At 63.1% G+C, this 17,257-nt stretch carries 13 protein-coding genes and 2 pseudogenes; 8 read left to right on the top strand and 7 right to left on the bottom strand.

What is annotated here, in order from left to right; genetic code table 11:
- Positions 1-5: 5 nt before the first annotated feature.
- The 3 genes from V1292_RS28775 to V1292_RS28785 form a co-directional block, all read right to left on the bottom strand.
- Positions 6-1,079, bottom strand: coding sequence for an enoyl-CoA hydratase/isomerase family protein (locus V1292_RS28775; RefSeq protein ID WP_334375952.1), 1,074 nt, complete (start codon positions 1,077-1,079; stop codon positions 6-8).
- The gene (locus V1292_RS28780; RefSeq protein ID WP_334375953.1) at positions 1,076-2,221 is read right to left on the bottom strand and encodes an isobutyryl-CoA dehydrogenase; all 1,146 of its coding nucleotides are present in this window, start codon (positions 2,219-2,221) and stop codon (positions 1,076-1,078) included. Before V1292_RS28780 ends, V1292_RS28775 begins: the two co-directional genes overlap by 4 nt.
- A 157-nt stretch (positions 2,222-2,378) precedes the next feature.
- Entirely contained in the window at positions 2,379-3,875 is a 1,497-nt protein-coding gene (locus V1292_RS28785; RefSeq protein ID WP_334375954.1) for a CoA-acylating methylmalonate-semialdehyde dehydrogenase, read from the bottom strand.
- Between the two features lie 103 nt (positions 3,876-3,978).
- On the opposite strand from V1292_RS28785, the gene V1292_RS28790 reads away from it, so the two are divergent.
- On the top strand, positions 3,979-4,893 hold the full coding sequence (locus V1292_RS28790; protein ID WP_334375955.1) for a LysR family transcriptional regulator: 915 nt from the start codon (positions 3,979-3,981) through the stop codon (positions 4,891-4,893).
- Positions 4,894-4,988: 95 nt separating this feature from the next.
- On the opposite strand, the gene V1292_RS28795 is transcribed toward V1292_RS28790, so the two are convergent.
- Both V1292_RS28795 and V1292_RS28800 read right to left on the bottom strand, forming a co-directional pair.
- Positions 4,989-5,606 carry a TetR/AcrR family transcriptional regulator gene (locus V1292_RS28795; RefSeq protein ID WP_334375956.1) on the bottom strand — a complete coding sequence of 206 codons (618 nt, stop codon included), beginning with the start codon at positions 5,604-5,606 and terminating at the stop codon, positions 4,989-4,991.
- Between the two features lie 62 nt (positions 5,607-5,668).
- Positions 5,669-6,206, bottom strand: a pseudogene (locus tag V1292_RS28800) (PaaI family thioesterase).
- 133 nt (positions 6,207-6,339) lie between these two features.
- Here V1292_RS28800 and V1292_RS28805 point away from each other — a divergent pair.
- The 3 genes from V1292_RS28805 to V1292_RS28815 all read left to right on the top strand — a co-directional run bounded on the left by V1292_RS28805 (position 6,340) and on the right by V1292_RS28815 (position 8,892).
- A complete protein-coding gene (locus tag V1292_RS28805) occupies positions 6,340-7,110 on the top strand; it encodes an enoyl-CoA hydratase (protein WP_334375957.1) in 771 nt (256 codons plus the stop codon).
- A 55-nt stretch (positions 7,111-7,165) separates the two neighbouring features.
- Positions 7,166-7,351, top strand: coding sequence for a hypothetical protein (locus V1292_RS28810; protein ID WP_334375958.1), 186 nt, complete (start codon positions 7,166-7,168; stop codon positions 7,349-7,351).
- Positions 7,352-7,611: 260 nt separating this feature from the next.
- The gene (locus V1292_RS28815; RefSeq protein WP_334375959.1) at positions 7,612-8,892 is read left to right on the top strand and encodes an MFS transporter; all 1,281 of its coding nucleotides are present in this window, start codon (positions 7,612-7,614) and stop codon (positions 8,890-8,892) included.
- A 95-nt stretch (positions 8,893-8,987) separates the two neighbouring features.
- Here V1292_RS28815 and V1292_RS28820 read toward each other — a convergent pair.
- A pseudogene (locus V1292_RS28820) lies at positions 8,988-10,548 on the bottom strand (acyl-CoA carboxylase subunit beta).
- Positions 10,478-11,455, bottom strand: coding sequence for an IclR family transcriptional regulator (locus V1292_RS28825; RefSeq protein ID WP_334375960.1), 978 nt, complete (start codon positions 11,453-11,455; stop codon positions 10,478-10,480). The pseudogene V1292_RS28820 and the gene V1292_RS28825 overlap by 71 nt, the downstream one beginning before the upstream one ends.
- A 141-nt stretch (positions 11,456-11,596) precedes the next feature.
- Here V1292_RS28825 and V1292_RS28830 point away from each other — a divergent pair, with 141 nt between their 5' ends.
- The 4 genes from V1292_RS28830 (at position 11,597) to glsA (ending at position 17,142) form a co-directional block, all read left to right on the top strand.
- The gene (locus tag V1292_RS28830) at positions 11,597-11,818 is read left to right on the top strand and encodes an acetyl-CoA carboxylase biotin carboxyl carrier protein subunit (RefSeq protein WP_057846297.1); all 222 of its coding nucleotides are present in this window, start codon (positions 11,597-11,599) and stop codon (positions 11,816-11,818) included.
- A 161-nt stretch (positions 11,819-11,979) separates the two neighbouring features.
- Positions 11,980-13,143, top strand: a complete 1,164-nt coding sequence (locus tag V1292_RS28835) for a TAXI family TRAP transporter solute-binding subunit (protein ID WP_334375961.1) — start codon at positions 11,980-11,982, stop codon at positions 13,141-13,143.
- Between the two features lie 50 nt (positions 13,144-13,193).
- Positions 13,194-15,260 (top strand): TRAP transporter permease, encoded by a 2,067-nt coding sequence (locus V1292_RS28840; RefSeq protein ID WP_334375962.1) that lies wholly within the window; start codon positions 13,194-13,196, stop codon positions 15,258-15,260.
- Between the two features lie 22 nt (positions 15,261-15,282).
- Positions 15,283-17,142, top strand: a complete 1,860-nt coding sequence (glsA, locus tag V1292_RS28845; RefSeq protein WP_334375963.1) for a glutaminase A — start codon at positions 15,283-15,285, stop codon at positions 17,140-17,142.
- Positions 17,143-17,257 lie beyond the last annotated feature (115 nt).

The raw sequence follows: 17,257 nt of genomic DNA on the forward strand, positions 1-17,257 counted from the left end.
TCTGATCAGGGAAATCTAAGTTCGTCAGCGCCGATCTCGGCGAAGTAAGGCGCGACCATTTCCGGCGTCACGTCCTCGATTCTTGGCGGCGACCATTTCGGATTGCGGTCCTTGTCGATTACGGCCGCGCGCACGCCCTCGCGGAAATCGTCGCTCGCGAAGACTTCCAGCGCGGCGCGATATTCTCGCACCAGACATTCCTCCAGCGAGCGCGCGTTGCGCGCCAGCCGCAGCAGCTTGAGCGTCACCACCATGCCGCGCGGCGACTTTTCGTTCAGCGTCTTCAGCGTCGCCTGCGCGAAGTCAGAGCCATCGCGCTGCAGCGCTGCGAAGATGTCTTCCATGCGATCGTGGGAGAACAACGCGTCGATCTTCGCCTGCTGCGCAGCGACCGGCCCGGCCGTTTCTCCAGTCGAGAAGCCGTCGATCAGCTTCCTGACGTCAGCCGACGTCGTGCCCGACGCCACCTTCGTCAATGCCTCGCGCAAGGCCGGCAGTTTTGATGACGGCACCACCGCATCGGCAAACTTTGCATGAATGGCATCTGGACCGTTCATGGTCTGCCCGGTCAATCCAAAATACGTGCCGATCTCGCCGGGCGAATGCGACAACAGCCAGGTGCCGCCGACGTCAGGGAAGAAGCCGAGGCCGACCTCGGGCATCGCGAGTTTCGTCTTCTCGGTGACGACGCGATGGCTCGAATGCGCGGACAGCCCGACGCCGCCGCCCATCACGATGCCATCCATGAAAGCGACATAGGGTTTTGGGAACTTCTTGATGCGGGCGTTGAGGATGTATTCATCCCGCCACAGGATCTTGCCGAGATCGCCCTTCACTTTCGAGCTTTCCCAGAGCGCGCGGATGTCGCCGCCGGCGCACAGCCCGCGCTCGCCCGCTCCTTCAAGCACGATCACGGCAACATCGGGATCCGCCTCAAAGACATCGAGCGCCTTGTCGACGTCGTGGAACATCTCCAGCGTCACGGCATTGATCGCCTTCGGCCGGTTCAGGCGGATGATGCCGGCTGAGCCTTCCTTGCGCGCGATCAGGTCGCCGTCTGCAATGGCCGCATCCGTCATCGCGCCCCCTCGATCAGCTTGCGCGACACGATCAGCCGCATGATTTCGTTGGTGCCTTCCAGAATCTGGTGCACGCGCAGGTCGCGCACGATTTTTTCGATGCCGTATTCGCTCAAGTAGCCGTAGCCGCCATGCAGTTGCAGCGCCTGGTTGGCGACCTCGAATCCGACATCGGTGCCAAAACGCTTGGCCATCGCGCACAGCATGGTGGCATCCGCATCCTTGCGGTCGAGCGCAGCCGCCGCGCGCCATACAAAAGTCCGCGCCGCTTCCAGCTCGGTCGCCATGTCGGCGAGGCGGAACTGCAGCGCCTGGAATTCATCGAGACGTTTGCCGAAGGCTTTTCGCTCCTTCATGTAGGCGAGCGACTTGTCGAGCGCGCTCTGCGCGCCGCCGAGCGAGCACGCCGCGATGTTGAGGCGGCCGCCGTCGAGGCCGGCCATTGCAATCTTGAAGCCGATACCCTCCTCGCCCAGCCGGTTTTCGACCGGCACGCGGGCGTTCTCAAACATCACCGCGCGCGTGGGCTGGGCGTTCCAGCCCATCTTGCGCTCGTTGGCGCCGAACGAGACGCCGGGCGTTTCGGCCGGAACGACAAGCGTCGAGATGCCGCCGGGCCCCTCGCCGCCAGTCCGCACCATCACGACGTAGAGATCGCCGCCACCGGCGCCGGAGATGAACTGTTTCTGGCCGTTGAGGACATAGTGATCGCCGTCGCGTACCGCGCGGGTGCGCAGCGCCGCGGCGTCCGAGCCGGAGCCCGGCTCGGTCAAGCAATAGCTTGCCAGCAGCTCCATGGTGCAGAGCTTTGGCAGCCACTTTTGCCGCTGGCTGTCATTGCCATAGGCATCGATCATCCAGGACGCCATGTTGTGGATCGAGATGAAGGCCGACACCGTCGGACAACCGGTCGCCAGCGCCTCGAAGATCAGGGCGGCGTCGAAACGGGTCATTGCGGAGCCGCCGACGTCGTCCTTGATGTAGATGCCGCCGATGCCGAGGCTCGCGGCCTCGCGCATCACTTCAACAGGAAAATGCTTCTCCTCGTCCCAGCGCAGCGCATGCGGCGCGATCTTCTCCGCGGCGAATTCGCGCGCCATGTCGCGAACCGCCACCTGGTCCTCGTTGAGAGCGAACTGCATTCTTGCCGCTTACCCCTTAAGGTTACCCCACCGTCATTGCGAGCGCAGCTAAGCAATCCACCTCGCCGCCCAGGGATAGATGGATTGCTTCGTCGCTGCGCTCCCTTGCGCAAACGCTTCGCGTTTGTCGCAGGCAATGACGGCGTCTAGCACACGACTACTTCATCAACGGAATCGAGAACTCCGCGCCTTCCTTGACACCGGACGGCCAGCGCGAGGTCACCGTCTTGGTCTTGGTGTAGAAGCGGACCGAGTCCGGACCGTGCTGGTTGAGGTCGCCGAAGCCCGACTTCTTCCAGCCGCCGAAGGTGTAGTAGGCGATCGGCACCGGGATCGGCACGTTGATGCCGACCATGCCGACATTGACCTTGGCGGCAAAGTCACGCGCCGCGTCGCCGTCGCGGGTGAAGATCGCAACGCCGTTGCCGTAATCATGTTCGGACGGCAACGCCAGCGCTTCCTTATAGTCGTGGGCGCGCACCACCGAGAGCACGGGGCCAAAAATCTCTTCCTTGTAAATCCGCATGTCCTTGGTGACGTTGTCGAACAGCGAGCCGCCAAGATAAAAGCCCTTCTCGTAGCCCTGCATCTTGAAGCCGCGGCCGTCGACGGCGAGCGTGGCGCCTTCCTTGATGCCGATATCGATGTAGTTCTTCACCTTCTCGACCGCCTCGCGCGTCACCAGCGGACCGTAATCGGCGGACGGATCGACCGAGGTGCCGATCTTGAGCGACTCCACGCGCGGGATCAGCTTTTCCATCAGGCGGTCGGCGGTGGTCTTGCCGACGGGAACGGCGACGGAGACCGCCATGCAGCGCTCGCCGGCCGAGCCGTAGCCGGCGCCGATCAGCGCGTCGACCGTCTGGTCCATGTCGGCGTCGGGCATCACGATGGCGTGGTTCTTGGCGCCGCCAAAACACTGGCAGCGCTTGCCGGTTTGGGCCGCGCGCTCATAGATGTACTGCGCGATCGGCGTCGAGCCGACGAAGCCGATCGCCTTGATATCAGGGTCGTCGAGAATAGCGTCGACGGCTTCCTTGTCGCCGTTCACGACGTTGAGGATGCCGGGCGGCAGCCCCGCTTCCATCATCAGTTCGGCCAGCCGCATCGGCACGCCGGGATCGCGCTCCGAAGGTTTGAGGATAAAGGCGTTGCCGCAGGCGATCGCGGGCGCGAACTTCCACATCGGGATCATCGCCGGGAAATTGAACGGCGTGATGCCGGCAACGACGCCAAGCGGTTGGCGCAGGGAGTAGATGTCGATGCCGGGGCCGGCGCCTTCGGTGTATTCGCCCTTCATCAAATGCGGAATGCCGCAAGCGAATTCCGCGACTTCGAGGCCGCGCTGGATGTCGCCCTTGGCGTCAGGAACTGTCTTGCCGTGCTCGCGCGCCAGCAATTCAGCGAGCTTGTCATAGTCGCGCTGCACCAGTTCGAGGAACTTCATCATCACCCGCGCGCGGCGCTGCGGATTGGTGTTGGCCCATTCGGGCTGGGCGAGTGCGGCGTTTTCGACGGCCGCGCGGACTTCCGCTTTTGACGCCAGCGCCACCTTGGCCTGGACGTCGCCGGTCATCGGCTCAAACACGTCGGCCGTCCGGCCGGACGTTCCCTTGACCTCTTTGCCGCCGATAAAGTGTCCGATTGAGCGCATGAATGATCTCCCTAAGGTCCCGTCTGGGATCGCTTTCGAGCCCCTTTTTGACCTGCATTTCTTGGGATACAAGTCCGATATATTGCACCATAGATGTGCGGAAATGCTGGATCAAGGCACCAAGACGATCGACTGGGATGACTTCCGTTTCGTGCTGGCGATCGTCCGCGGCGGCTCGGTTTCCGCTGCCGCCAAGCAGCTATCTGTCGACCATGCCACCGTGATCCGCCGTGTCGACCGGCTGGAACGGCATCTCTCCGCAAAACTGTTCAACCGCCGCAAGACCGGCTACCTCCTGACCGAAGCCGGCCAGCGCGTCGCCGACAGTGCCGAAGCGATGGAATCCACCATCGTCGCCAACCAGGAGGCGGTCGGCGGCTCGCGCGCCCAGCTCACCGGCACGGTCCGGATCGGCGCCCCCGACGGGTTCGGCAGCCATTTCCTGGCGGCGCGGCTTCTGAAATTCACCGAGCGGTATCCCGATCTCGATCTGCAGCTCGTCGCCACCGCGCGCCTGTTCAGCCTGTCGAAACGCGAGGCCGATATCGCGATCAGCCTCTCCATGCCCAAGGAGGGCCGGATCGTCGGGCGCAAGCTGCTTGACTACAGCCTCGGGCTCTATGCCGCGCCGGCCTATCTCGACCGGGCATCGAAAATCACTTCCCGCGGCGACCTGCCGGGGCATCGCTTCGTCGGCTATATCGAGGAACTGCTGTTCACGCCGGAGCTGGATTACCTGCCCCAGGTTTCGCCGAAGATCTCGGCCAAATTCCGCAGCGCCAATCTGATCGCGCAGCTCAACGCCACCATTGCCGGCTTTGGTATTGCGGTGCTGCCGCATTTCATGGCGAAGGCGCATCCCGAACTGCGCGCGGTGCTACCCGACGAGGTCAGGATCTCGCGCACGTTCTGGATGCTGATGCACGCCGACAGCAAGGACCTGGCGCGGATCAGGGCGGTGGCCGATTACATCCACGAGACGGTGGAAAGCGAGCGCGCGCTGTTTGGCGGGCGGTGAGCTGTAGGGCGGGCAAAGCGAAGCGTGCCCACCATCTTTCCGCGCGTTGGCTGGATGGTGGGCACGCTGCGCTCTGCCACCCTACGATTCCGCGATCAATTCACCTTTGCCCGCGTCTTCTTCGCGACCGGCTTCGCCTCGGCGCGCGTCAGCGCCGCATCGCGGCCGGCGAGGAGAATTTCGTCGGACAGTTCGCCGCTGCCGGCAACGCGCGACATCACCAGGGTGCCCATCATCGTCGCCAGCGTACCCATGGCCTGCCGGCGCGCCGTCTTGCGCGGCACGTCGGGAATCTGGTCGGCGATCACATCGATCAACTGCTCCAGCTTGGCGGCAAAGGCCTTGCGCGTCTTCGCGCTTTCCCGGGCGATCTCGGCACCCAACGTCGTAACGGCGCAACCGCGGCCGGGATCGTCGCGATGAACCGTCGAGACGTAGGAATCGATGATCGTCGACAGCCGCTTCTCCGGCGGCGTTTCAGCGGCGATTTTTCGCCAGTGCTCGACCGAGCGGTCCATCGCATAGGCAAAAGCCTCGATGACGAGCGCCTCGCGGGAATCGAAATGCGCGTAGAAGCCGCCATGGGTCAAGCCCGCTTCCTTCATCAGGTCGGCGACGCCGATGCCATGCGCGCCCTTTTCGCGAAGCCGCACCGAGGCTTTTTTTACGATCCGTGCGTGGGTCTCCTGCTTGTGCTCTCTCGAATAACGCATCAACGCATCCTATTAAATGTCCCTGGTCATATAATAGCAGTTGCGCGCAGGAAAAGCTGCATCTAATTCGTCTTTTCAACGCCGATGATCGTGAACGTTCCGGTCGCGTGCACTGCAAGATTGCCTGCACGGTCGCGGACGAAGCCTTCGGCATAGCTGGTCTGGCGGCCGAACTTTATCACTTTGCCTTCCGCCGAGATCGCGCCCGAGCGCACCGACAATGGCCGCAGATAGGTCAGCTTGAGGTCCAGCGTGACCGAGGCCTGCCCCGCCGGCTGCATGGTGGTGATGGCACAACCCATGGCAGTATCCAGGCGTGCCGCGGCCGTCGCGCCGTGGAGCAGTCCGATGGTGTTTTCGAGGCTTTCATCCGGATCCAGTTCCATCACGACCCGGCCGGGCTCGGCGATGCACATCTCGAAACCGATCAGCCGCGCCATCGGCGGCGGTGGCAGGATGCCGTCGCGGATCGCGCACATGGTCTCGAAGCCCGGACATTCCGAATGCCGCCCGGGCAATCGGCCCCGGCGCCTGCCATTCCACCACCCGATGCCCGCGCATATCGAACGAAAACAGATCGACAGTCTCGGTCATGGTCATGGCGGCTCCTTTAGATGACGATCATAATTCTATATCGTGCGAGCGTTCGCGCAATGCCCCCCGCCCGCCCTTGACAAGCCGGCGCAATGTCCCGGAAGTGATGGCAACGAACAGACAGGCCCGGAAAAACAGAATGGAAATGCTCAATCCTCATTGCGGCATCGACCGCGACGACAGAGGCGTCGTTCGCCTCGCGATCTGCAATGCGGGCCCTCTCAACATCCTCTCCTCCCCCGTCACCGACGGTGTGCGCGAAGGGTTCGAGCGGCTCGCCAGCGACAAAACCATTCGCGCGATCATCCTCGCCGGACGGAGCGAGAAGAGCATGATCGGCGGCGCCGACATCAAGGAGATGGCGCGCCTCGACCAGAAGTCGGCGGAAGCCTTCATCACGCGGCTGCGCGACCTCTGCGAGGCCGTGCGCCACTTTCCGGCGCCGGTGATCGCACGGCTTCCCGGCTGGTGTCTCGGTGGCGGGTTGGAAGTCGCCGCCGCCTGCGATTTCCGGATTGCGGCCCACGATGCCAAATTCGGCATGCCGGAAGTGCGCGTCGGCATCCCCTCGGTGATCCATGCCGCGCTGCTGCCGCGGCTGATCGGGTGGGGCCGCGCCCGCTGGCTGGTCATGACGGCGGAAAATATCGACGCGCCTACCGCGCTCGCCTGGGGCCTCGTCGACGTGGTCGCCAAGGAAGGCGGGCTCGATGCCGCGGTCGAGCATACGGTGCAGGCGCTGCTCGAATGCGGGCCCGAAGCGCTGCGTTCGCAGAAGGAGTTGCTGCGGCAATGGGAGGAGCTGCCGTTGACCGAATCCGTCAACTTGAGCGTCGGCATATTCGGAAAGTCCTTTCTGACCGGCGAGCCGCAGCGGCTGATGCAGGGATTTCTCGCTCGGAAGAAATAGTAGTGCCTCAGTTTGGCGGTAAGCTTCGTAAGGGAGGCCTTAGGCGATGATCTGCTTGAAAATTACCGACGAGGGAGCCGATCTCCGCGTTACTTATGACGAGTTGCTCATGCTGAACAATGCGCTGAATGAGGTCTGTAACGGTGTCCACATTCACGAAAAGGCATTTCAAACGCGGTTAGCATTTGAACGGAGCGATCTTCGCGCCTTGTTGGCACAGATCAACGAGTTGCTGCCATAAATTTCAAGCTGAGACACTGCCTCGTCGATCGATCAATTTCTCTCATGCGAATGATGAGATTTTTGATCGGATTGCCTGGTTGCGAATTCTGCTGCGCATAATATTACACCCATAATCCAATCGCCGATTTTGCGTGGATCGCGCTGGCGTCGTCGTGTCCTGAAATGAGGGAAGTACGACATTCAAGTCGGACCAACGTCACGTCAGAATACGTAAAGCCGCCTTAAGCAAACTTTCCCACCCGAATTCGCCGAGGCCCAATGATCTCGAATTGGCTTTCAGCCGCCCTCGCCCGCCGCAATATCCATTACGGCTGGGTGATGGTCGCCGTGACCTTCCTCACCGCCCTGATCTCCGCCGGCACGGTCGGCGCGCCCGGCGTCTTCATCGTGCCCTTGCAGAAGGAATTCGGCTGGACGACGGCGGAGATTTCTTCCGCGCTGTCGATCCGCTTCATCCTGTTCGGGCTGATGGCGCCCTTCGCTGCCGCGCTGATGAACCGCTACGGTCTGCGCAATGTGACGCTGTTGGCACTGCTGATCGTCGTCTCCGGCCTGGTGGCGTCGCTGGCGATGACACAGGTCTGGCAGCTCATGCTGCTGTGGGGCGTGGTGATCGGGCTCGGCACCGGCATGACGGCGCTGGTGCTGGGCGCAACGATTGCTGCACGCTGGTTCGTGGCGCGCCGCGGTCTCGTCGTTGGCATCCTGACCGCGAGCGTCGCCACCGGGCAGCTCGCCTTCCTGCCGCTGCTGGCGAGCCTGACCGATACGTATGGCTGGCGGATCGCACTGGCGCTGGTGTGCGTGATGCTCGGCGTCGCGGCCTTCGCCGTGCTGATGATCATGCGCGACCGGCCGAGCGATGTGGGCTTAAGGCCATTCGGCGACGAAGGCACCGAGCCGCTGCCGGCGCCTCCCGCAAACAACACCCCGATCATGGCAGCGGCGCTCGGCACGCTGCGCGATGCCTCGAAGTCGGGCGTGTTCTGGATCCTGTTCGCCACATTCTTCATCTGCGGCGCCTCTACCAACGGCCTGGTCCAGGTTCACCTGATTCCGATGTGCCTCGATTTCGGCATTCCGCAGGTGCAGGCGGCGAGCCTGCTGGCTGCGATGGGCATATTCGATTTCGTCGGCACCATCGCTTCCGGCTGGCTGTCGGACCGCTACGACAATCGCTGGCTCCTGTTCTGGTATTACGGGCTGCGCGGCCTGTCGCTGCTGTTTCTGCCGTTCTCCGATTTCACCCTCTACGGCCTGTCGCTGTTTGCGATGTTCTATGGACTCGACTGGATCGCAACCGTACCGCCGACGGTGCGGCTCACGGCACAGCGGTTCGGCGCGGAGCGCGCCAACTTGGTGTTCGGCTGGATTTTTGCCGGCCATCAGTTGGGGGCGGGTGTCGCGGCCTTCGGTGCGGGCCTGTCGCGGACGGTACTGCAGACCTATCTGCCGGCGTTCTTTGTCGCCGGTGCGCTCTGCGTGGTGGCGGCGTTGATTGTTCTGGCGATCTCGCGGCCGAAAGCGGCGGTGGCGTGAGAGAACACGTCATTCCGGGATGGTGCGTTAGCACCAGACCCGGAATCTCGAGATTCCGGGTTCGATGCTGCGCATCGCCCCGGAATAACATCCCATCACGGCCGCGTCGACATGTTGCTCGGCGGACCTACGCTGCGGATCGGCTCCGCCAATCGTGCGAACTCGCACAGCAGCGAACGCGTCTTGCGCGGGTCGATCACCTCCTCGACCCAGAATTTCTCGGCGGAGCGGAACGGCGAGCGCAGCTTGTTGAGGCGGTCCTCGATCTCCTTCAGCTTCGCGGCCGGATCATCCGACCCGTCGATATCGGCGCGGTAGGCAGCCTCGATGCCGCCTTCGAGCGGCAGCGAGCCCCAATAGGCCGACGGCCAGGCATAGCGCATCGAATAGCGGTTGGCCGGCTGGTGCACGACGCCGGCGACGCCGAACGCGTTGCGCACGATGATGGTGCACCAAGGCACGGTCGACTGGTTGACCGCCGCCATCGCCCGCACGCCGTGGCGGATGGTCGCCGACTTCTCGGCCTCGAGCCCGATCATGAAGCCGGGACAATCCATCAGGTAAACCACCGGCAGATGGAAGGTCTCGGCGAAATCGACCCAGCGCACCACTTTCTGGCATGCCTCCGCCGTCCACGACCCGCCATAGTGAAAGGGATCACTCGCCAGCAGCAGCACCGCGCGGCCCTCGAACCGGGCAAGGCCCGTGATGATCGGGCGGCCGAAATTGGCGTTCACTTCAAAGAACGAACCCTTGTCGACAACGGCGTCGATGATCGGGCGCATCTTGTAGACCTGGCGGCGGTTGCGCGGCACCGCCTTCAACAGCGATTCTTCCGCGCGCTCCGAATCATCCGTGCATGGCGTGGTCGGCGGCAGGTCATATACCGAGGACGGCAGATAGGACAGAAAACGCCTGGCGCGTTCGAACGCCTCCTCCTCGGTATCGACGGCATCATCGACGCCGCCGGCGCGGGTCTGGATCTCGGCGCCGCCAAGCTCCTGCTTCGTCAGGTCCTGGCCAAGACGTTTTACGACCGGCGGGCCTGCGACGAACATCGCGGAATTTCTGGTCATGACGGAATAATGGCTGGCGGCAAGCCGTGCCGCGCCAAGGCCCGCGACCGAACCGAGGCCGAGCGCGACCACGGGCACCCGCGCCATGTTCGCCGTCGTGAACCAATACCAGCGCGTGCCGCCGACCCCGCCGGGCAGATTCGCAGCGCCGCGCGTCTCGATCGTCTTCACCGAGCCGCCGCCGCCCGAGCCCTCGATGACGCGGATGATCGGCAGGCGAAAATCATGCGCCATCTCCTCGGCCATCAGCGGCTTGGCCGAGATCGAGGCATCGGCCGAGCCGCCGCGCACGGTGAAATCGTCGCCGACGACAACCACGGTGCGGCCGTCGACCCTGCCGCGGCCGAACACGCAGTTGGCCGGCGTCAGGTGCTTGAGTTCGCTGCTTTCGTCGTATTGCGGCGATGCCGGAAATCGCGCCGATCTCGTGAAAGGAATTCTTGTCGATCAGTTTGTCGATGCGCTCACGAACCGTGAGCCGGCCCTGGTCATGCTGGCGCTTGACCTTGTCAACGCCTCCCATCTCGCGCGCGAACGCTTCGCGCCGAGCGAGCTCGTCGAGCTCCGGCTTCCAGTTCATTCGTATCCTCCGTCTTGATGATCTTGTTGTTATTGTGGGCCGGCACCGGAAGCGGCTTTCTTTCGATCCGGTTGGCGAAGATATCACCCTCGGCGCCTTCCAGCAGGCCGCCGATCGCAACGCCGAGTTCGAGCATCTGCGGCGCCACTTCCTGGTGCAACCGCTCCTCGTCGAACATCGCGGCGAGAAGGCCGATCGTTACGACGACAAAGGTTTGATATTGCGGCGACCACACCGGCACCGCGCAGCCGTTGATATGCGGGCTCCAGGTGCCGCAGCCCACGACATAGCCGTGTTCGCGCAGGTGGCGGCGGTTATCTTCGATGCGCGGCTTCAACTGCCCCGCATTTTCCGGGATCTCGCGCTCCATTTCGGCGATCAGGGCGTCGCCGACGTCGGTGTCGAGCGCTGCGGTGTAGGCAAAGCCGGCCGCGGTGCTGGTCATCGAGATGCGGCTGCCGGTGCCTTCGTGCAGGCCGAGCGCATTCGCCGCGCGCGCGAATTCGAGATAGACGAGGTGATAGCGATCGGGAATCACGAAGCCGACGGTGCCCGGCAATTGATCGGCGACGTCCTGCAGACGCAGCCTGATCAGATTGCGAAGCTGCAACCCCTTCATCATCGAGGTGCTCATCGCCACCGCGCTTGGCCCGATGCGGTATTTCTGGTCGCGCGGCAGATAAACGAGCTGGCCCATCCGCGTCAGCGTGTGCGTGAGCCGCGACACCGTCGACCGCGGCAGTCCGCAGCGGCTGGAAATTTCCAGATTACCTAGTCTGGCTTCATGACCCTCGAAGCAGCGCAGGACGTCGAACGCCCGCGACACCACCTGGATCACGTCACCCTCGCCCGCCAGATCGCTGGCGAGCATTCCCTGTTTGCTAAGCCTTTCCGAGCGTCTTCCCATTGTTATGGCTCCATGGCCTAATTCCGCCCTGCGGAACAAAATTCCACTTGCAGAACAAACTACCTCAGGCAATCTGCGGCCACAACAAAAAGCCGTTCACGAGGACAGCCTGTCCGTCAGACGGTCCCCGGGAGAACGGACATGCCAGAGATCAAGATTGTCACCGAAGTCGCCGGACGCGTGTGCGCGCTTCCCGTCGCAACTGGTGGCAATGTCGGCGATGGCGACGAGATCGCTTTCGTGGAAGCCATGAAGATGGAAATTCCGGTCACGTCGACGACGGCAGGAAAGATCAAGGCCATCCTGGTCAAACTCGACGACGTTATCGCCGAAGGACAGGTTGTCGCGATCATCGAAGCTTAACCGGATCACGGCATAAACTTTTTTGAACGAGTTCCGCGACAATCTGTCCAGCTCTGGTATTGACGTGTACGCACGTGATGTTTCCATCGCCAGCCGCGATATGACATGATCGACGCTAACGAGAGAATTTTCGCATAGCGAAACAATCTGAGGGGAAAATTATGATCTACCGCTTGAAGGCGCTCGCACCACTCGCCCTTGCAGGCATCTCATGGCTGACCTTGCCGGCGGCTTATGCGGAAGACGTCAAGCTGCCGCCGACCATGGTGGTCACCGCCTATGACACCGGTACGGCAGGCTTCAACATCGCCGTCGGCGTCGGCAAGATGATGAAGGACAAATACGGCACCGACGTTCGCGTGCTGCCCGCCGGCAATGACGTGGCGCGACTGGCGCCGCTGCGCGCCAAGCGCGCGGCGATGTCCGCAATGGGTTCCGGCACCTATTTCGCCCAGGAAGGCGTGTTCGAGTTCGGTACCAAGGAATGGGGCCCCCAGCCCTTGCAGCTCGTGCTGTCCACGGTCGATTGCAACGCCGCCACGCTCGGCGTCGCCAAGGATTCCGGTGTGACCGAGATCAAGCAGCTCAAGGGCAAGCGCGTGGGCTTTGTGGTCGGTTCGCCGGCGCTGAATCAGAACGCGCTCGCCATCCTGGCTTTCGGCGACCTCAAGCAAAGCGACGTCAAGGTCGTCGAGTTCTCGAGCTACGGCGCGATGTGGAAGGGCATGATCAACAACGACGTCGACGCTGCTTTCGCCACCACCATCACCGGCCCGGCGAAGGAACTCGAGACATCACCGCGCGGCATCATCTGGCCGCCCTTGCCCCACAAAGACAAGGCCGGCTGGGAGCGCGTGAAAAAGGTCGGCTCGTTCTTTTTCCCGCACGTCGCGACCTGCGGCGCCGGCATCTCCAAGGACAAGCCGATCGAGCTCGGCAACTATCCCTACCCGATTTTCATGGCATACGGGACGCTGCCCGCCGACGAAGTCTATGCCATCACCAAGGCGATGATCACGGGCTACGACGCCTATAAGGACTCCGCGCCGGGCGCGGCCGGTCTTGCGGCCGACCGCCAGACCAAGAACTGGGTGGTTCCGGTGCATCCGGGCGCCGCCAGGGCACTGAAGGAAGCCGGTCAATGGACCGACGCGCAGGAAGCCTACAACAAGGAATTGCTGAAGCGCCAGCAAGTGCTGGCCGCCGCATGGACGGACTACGGCAAGTCCAGCCCGCCATCGGATGACAAGGCGTTTCTCGAAGGCTGGATGAAGGCACGCGCCGCGGCGCTGGCAAAGGCGAACATGCCCAACGGCTTTGAGTAGTGCTGCCTCACTCGCCTGGGGTCCAAGGCGAATACCGTCTAGGGGGAATGATGTCACCTGCTGCGAGTGATAGCGTAGCCGCGCCTGCAAATCGAATTGAGTTCGACGACCCGCATGCCAACATGCAGGAAGCCGAAGTCACGCGGGTGCGGACATTGCGCGGGGCGTGGCGCTGGACGCTGGTGGTTGCAACTGCGGTAACCATCCTGCTGTGCATCAACCAGCAATTCTCCCTGCGCTTCTTCCTCGGCTACACCCAGCTCAACACCGAGTACTTCTATCTCCTGATCGCGCTGATGCTACCGTTCACGTTCCTGATCTTTCCGGGGACCGGGAGCGCGCCGCTCGATCGAATTCCCTGGTATGACATCCTGCTGTTTGTCGCCAGTTTCGCCTGCGCAATCCTCCTGATGCGCAGCGTCCGCAAGGCGGCAGAGGCCGGCTGGGAATTCGGCGGCGCGCCGACCTACGTGATCGTCGCCGGCGTCATCATGTGGGTCGTGCTGATGGAAGCGTTGCGGCGCACCGGCGGCTGGAGCCTGCTGCTGAGCGTGCTGCCGTTTACGGTGTACCCCCTGTTCGCCGATGCGACGTGGCTGGGGCCGTTTCGCGGCACCCAATCGACACTCGAACAAGCGACGGCGTATCACGTGCTTTCGGGCGAAAGCCTGCTCGGCATTCCGATCCAGGCCTTTGCCGATACCGTGATCGGCTTTCTGGTGTTCGGCACCGCGCTGATGATGACGGGCGCCGGGAAATTCTTCATCAACCTGTCGTTTGCGATGTGCGGCACCTTCCGCGGCGGCGCCGCCAAGGTCTGCATCTTTGCCAGCGGCCTGCTCGGCATGATGTCGGGCTCGATCATCTCCAACGTGCTGACCGCCGGCACCATGACCATTCCGGTCATGAAGAAGAGCGGTTTCCGCGCCTCCTATGCCGCTGCGATCGAGGCCTGCGCCTCGACCGGCGCCGTGCTGGCGCCGCCGGTGATGGGCGCGACCGCGTTCGTCATCGCGCAGTTCCTCAACGTCAGCTACGCGGACGTCGCGCTTGCTGCGATCATTCCGGCGACCCTCTACTACATCGGCCTGTTCATGCAGGTGGATTCCTATGCCGCCCGCCACGGGTTGAAGGGCATTCCGCGCGCCGAGCTGCCGAAGGTATGGGACACGATCAAGGACGGCTGGTACTACGTTTTCGTCATCGCGCTGCTGATCGTGATGCTGCTCTACTTCAAGCGCGAGAGCCACGCGCCGTTCTACGCCACTGCGCTTCTTTTGGTGCTGAACCAGCTCTTCTCGAAGGATACCCGCTGGACGCTTGGGACGATCAGCAAGTTCCTTGAGGTCAACGGCCGCACATTCGTCGAGCTGGTCGGCATCCTTGCCGGATGCGGGCTCTTGATCGGCGCGTTCTCGATGACCGGCGTGGTCTCGAGCCTCGCCAACGACCTGTTGCGGATCGCCGGCGACAACGCACTCCTGCTGCTCGTGATGTGCGCCTTCACCAGCCTCGTGCTCGGGCTCGGGCTGACGACGACGGCCTGCTATATCTTCCTCGCCATCCTGGTGGCGCCTGCGCTGGAAAAACTCGGCCTCAACCGCATGGCCGTGCACATGTTCATCTTCTATTGGGGCATGCTGTCCTCGATCACACCGCCGGTCGCCATCGCCTCCTTTGCCGCGGCCGGCATCGCCGGCTCGCCAGCAATGAAGACGGGGTGGGAATCGATGTGGGTCGGCAGCATCATCTATTTCATCCCGTTCTTCTTCGTGCTGAACCCGGCGCTGGTGCTGCAGGGACCAAGCCCGTATCTCGAAGGGCTCGGACTGATGGCGCTGGCAGGCTTCGGCACGCTGTTCATCTGCGGCGGCATTCAGGGCTATCAGGTCTTTGTCGGCGATCTCAGAGCCGCCGGCGCGTTGGAATGGCCGCTGCGGGTGTTGTTCGTAGTTGGTGGCTTCGTGGTGGCGACGCCGGGCGGCGGGATCATGCCGTTGTCGCAGATGCAGGTGACCCTGCTCGGTCTCGCCATTCTCATTCCTACGGCGCTGGTCGCGCTGCTGCTGGTGCGCCGCCAGACGCTGGCGCCGCCGAACGGGTTGCACGCACCCTGATTGCGTTGCACAACAGGAGGCGATGAAACAATCGCCTCTTCCTTTCACGACCAGTCCCACAGCCTGGACCAGTTCGAAACCGCCGTTGCTGCGGTTCCTGAAAGCCTGCCACGCCGAATTCACCTCCGAGACCGGTGGCGCGGTCGCCGACTACATCCCTGAACTCGGCAAGGCCGATCCTGCCCATTTCGGCATCAGCCTCGCCACCCTCGACGGTCATGTCTACGAAGTCGGCGACACGCAGGTCCCCTTCACCATTCAGTCGATGTCAAAGCCCTTCGTGTTCGCGCTGGCGCTCGACACGCTGGGGGCAGCACGGGTCGAGAGCGTCATCGGCGTCGAGCCTTCGGGCGATCCCTTCAATTCGATCCGCCTCAACGCCGAGAACCATCCCTTCAACCCGATGGTCAATGCCGGCGCCATCTCCTGCTCCGGCCTGATCCACGAGGCCAAGGGCGATGCGGCATTCGAATACATCAGGCAGGCGCTGGGCCGGTTTGCCGGGCGCGAGCTCGATGTCGACGATGCCGTTTATGCTTCCGAAAGCGCGACCGGCGATCGCAATCGCGCGATCGGCTACCTCCTGCGCACCAACGCGGTGATCAAGGAGAACGTAGCCGCCGTGCTGGAGGTCTATTTCCGGCAATGCGCCATCCTGGTGACGGCGCGTGATATCGCGGTGATGGCGGCGACGCTCGCCAACCGCGGCATCAATCCGGTGACCGGCGAGCAGGTGATGACGCCGTATGCCATCTCGCGCACGCTTTCGGTGATGACGAGCTCCGGCATGTATGATTATGCGGGAGAGTGGATCTACCGGATCGGCATCCCTGCCAAGAGCGGGGTTGGCGGCGGCATTCTCGCAGCACTCCCGGCGCGGCTCGGGCTCGGCAGCTATTCGCCAAAACTCGACAAGCACGGCAACAGCGTGCGCGGCATCAAGGTCTGCGAGGCGCTATCGTCACATTACGACCTTCACATGCTCAACCGCAGCGACGATGCGCGCAACAGCATCATCGCCGATTACGACATCGGCAACAGCCCCTCGCGGCGCGTGCGGCGCGCGCAGGAGCAGACCATCCTCGCCGCGCACCACCAGGATGTCCGCGTGATCGAGCTGGTCGGGACGCTGTCGTTTTCAAACGTCGACTACGTCTCGCGCCAGCTTGCGGCCAGGCCGCGGCCGCAACTCGTCATTTTCGACCTGCGCCGCGTCACCGCCATGACCCGCGCCGGCGCCCGCCTGCTCGCCGAGGAATTCCGCGAGCTCGCCGCGCACCACGTCACGGTGATTCTGTCCGGCATCAGGCGCTCGTCGCCGGACTGGAAAATGATCGCGGAATGGACTGAGGGTCTCATCAATATCCGCAACTACTACCTGCTCGACGCCGCGATCGAATGGGCGGAAGACCAGCTCGTCTATCGCTACGGCGGCGCCATCGACTTCTTCGAGGCGACCGAACTCTCCGAGCAATCGCTGCTGGCGGGGCTGACGGAGGAGGAATTGACCGATCTCGCTTCGCTCGCGTCAATCCGGACCTATCAAACCGGCGAGAAGATCATCTCCGCCGGCGATGTCGCCGCATCGCTGTTCTTCTTGCGGAGCGGCGCAGTCCACGTCACCCTGCCCGACGGCGTGAGGCTGGCGACGTTGACGGCGGGAATGCCCTTTGGCGAAATGGCGCTGCTGGAGCCGCAACGTTCCGCCGACGTGCTGGCCGACATGGCCGCGACCGCGTATGAAGTTTCACTCAGTGATTTCGAGCGCTTCCGAAAACAGCACCCGCGCGCCGGCGAGCGCATCATGCGCAACCTTGCGCAATTGCTGGCCGATCGCCTGATCCTCGCCAACGCCAAGCTGGACCTGCTGACGTCGGGTTAGATTTGGGGCGCGGTCACGGGCCGCATGGTTCGAGACGCCCAGCGCCGCCGGGCTCCTCACCATGAGGGCTTAGAGTCAATCCAGATCTCAGACCTCATCCTGAGGAGCATCGCGA

Origin of the sequence: Bradyrhizobium sp. AZCC 1719 (assembly GCF_036924525.1) — a bacterium.
GTDB lineage: Bacteria > Pseudomonadota > Alphaproteobacteria > Rhizobiales > Xanthobacteraceae > Bradyrhizobium.

Excerpts from the sequence above, each read along its gene's own strand:
- V1292_RS28805 (WP_334375957.1), top strand. The coding sequence starts at position 6,340 with ATGGAAATGCTCAATCCTCATTGCGGCATCGACCGCGACGACAGAGGC.
- V1292_RS28780 (WP_334375953.1), bottom strand. The coding sequence starts at position 2,221 with ATGCAGTTCGCTCTCAACGAGGACCAGGTGGCGGTTCGCGACATGGCG.
- V1292_RS28835 (WP_334375961.1), top strand. The coding sequence starts at position 11,980 with ATGATCTACCGCTTGAAGGCGCTCGCACCACTCGCCCTTGCAGGCATC.
- V1292_RS28830 (WP_057846297.1), top strand. The coding sequence starts at position 11,597 with ATGCCAGAGATCAAGATTGTCACCGAAGTCGCCGGACGCGTGTGCGCG.
- V1292_RS28840 (WP_334375962.1), top strand. The coding sequence starts at position 13,194 with ATGTCACCTGCTGCGAGTGATAGCGTAGCCGCGCCTGCAAATCGAATT.
- V1292_RS28785 (WP_334375954.1), bottom strand. The coding sequence starts at position 3,875 with ATGCGCTCAATCGGACACTTTATCGGCGGCAAAGAGGTCAAGGGAACG.
- glsA (WP_334375963.1), top strand. The coding sequence starts at position 15,283 with ATGAAACAATCGCCTCTTCCTTTCACGACCAGTCCCACAGCCTGGACC.
- V1292_RS28825 (WP_334375960.1), bottom strand. The coding sequence starts at position 11,455 with ATGGGAAGACGCTCGGAAAGGCTTAGCAAACAGGGAATGCTCGCCAGC.
- V1292_RS28790 (WP_334375955.1), top strand. The coding sequence starts at position 3,979 with ATGCTGGATCAAGGCACCAAGACGATCGACTGGGATGACTTCCGTTTC.
- V1292_RS28795 (WP_334375956.1), bottom strand. The coding sequence starts at position 5,606 with ATGCGTTATTCGAGAGAGCACAAGCAGGAGACCCACGCACGGATCGTA.
- V1292_RS28815 (WP_334375959.1), top strand. The coding sequence starts at position 7,612 with ATGATCTCGAATTGGCTTTCAGCCGCCCTCGCCCGCCGCAATATCCAT.
- V1292_RS28775 (WP_334375952.1), bottom strand. The coding sequence starts at position 1,079 with ATGACGGATGCGGCCATTGCAGACGGCGACCTGATCGCGCGCAAGGAA.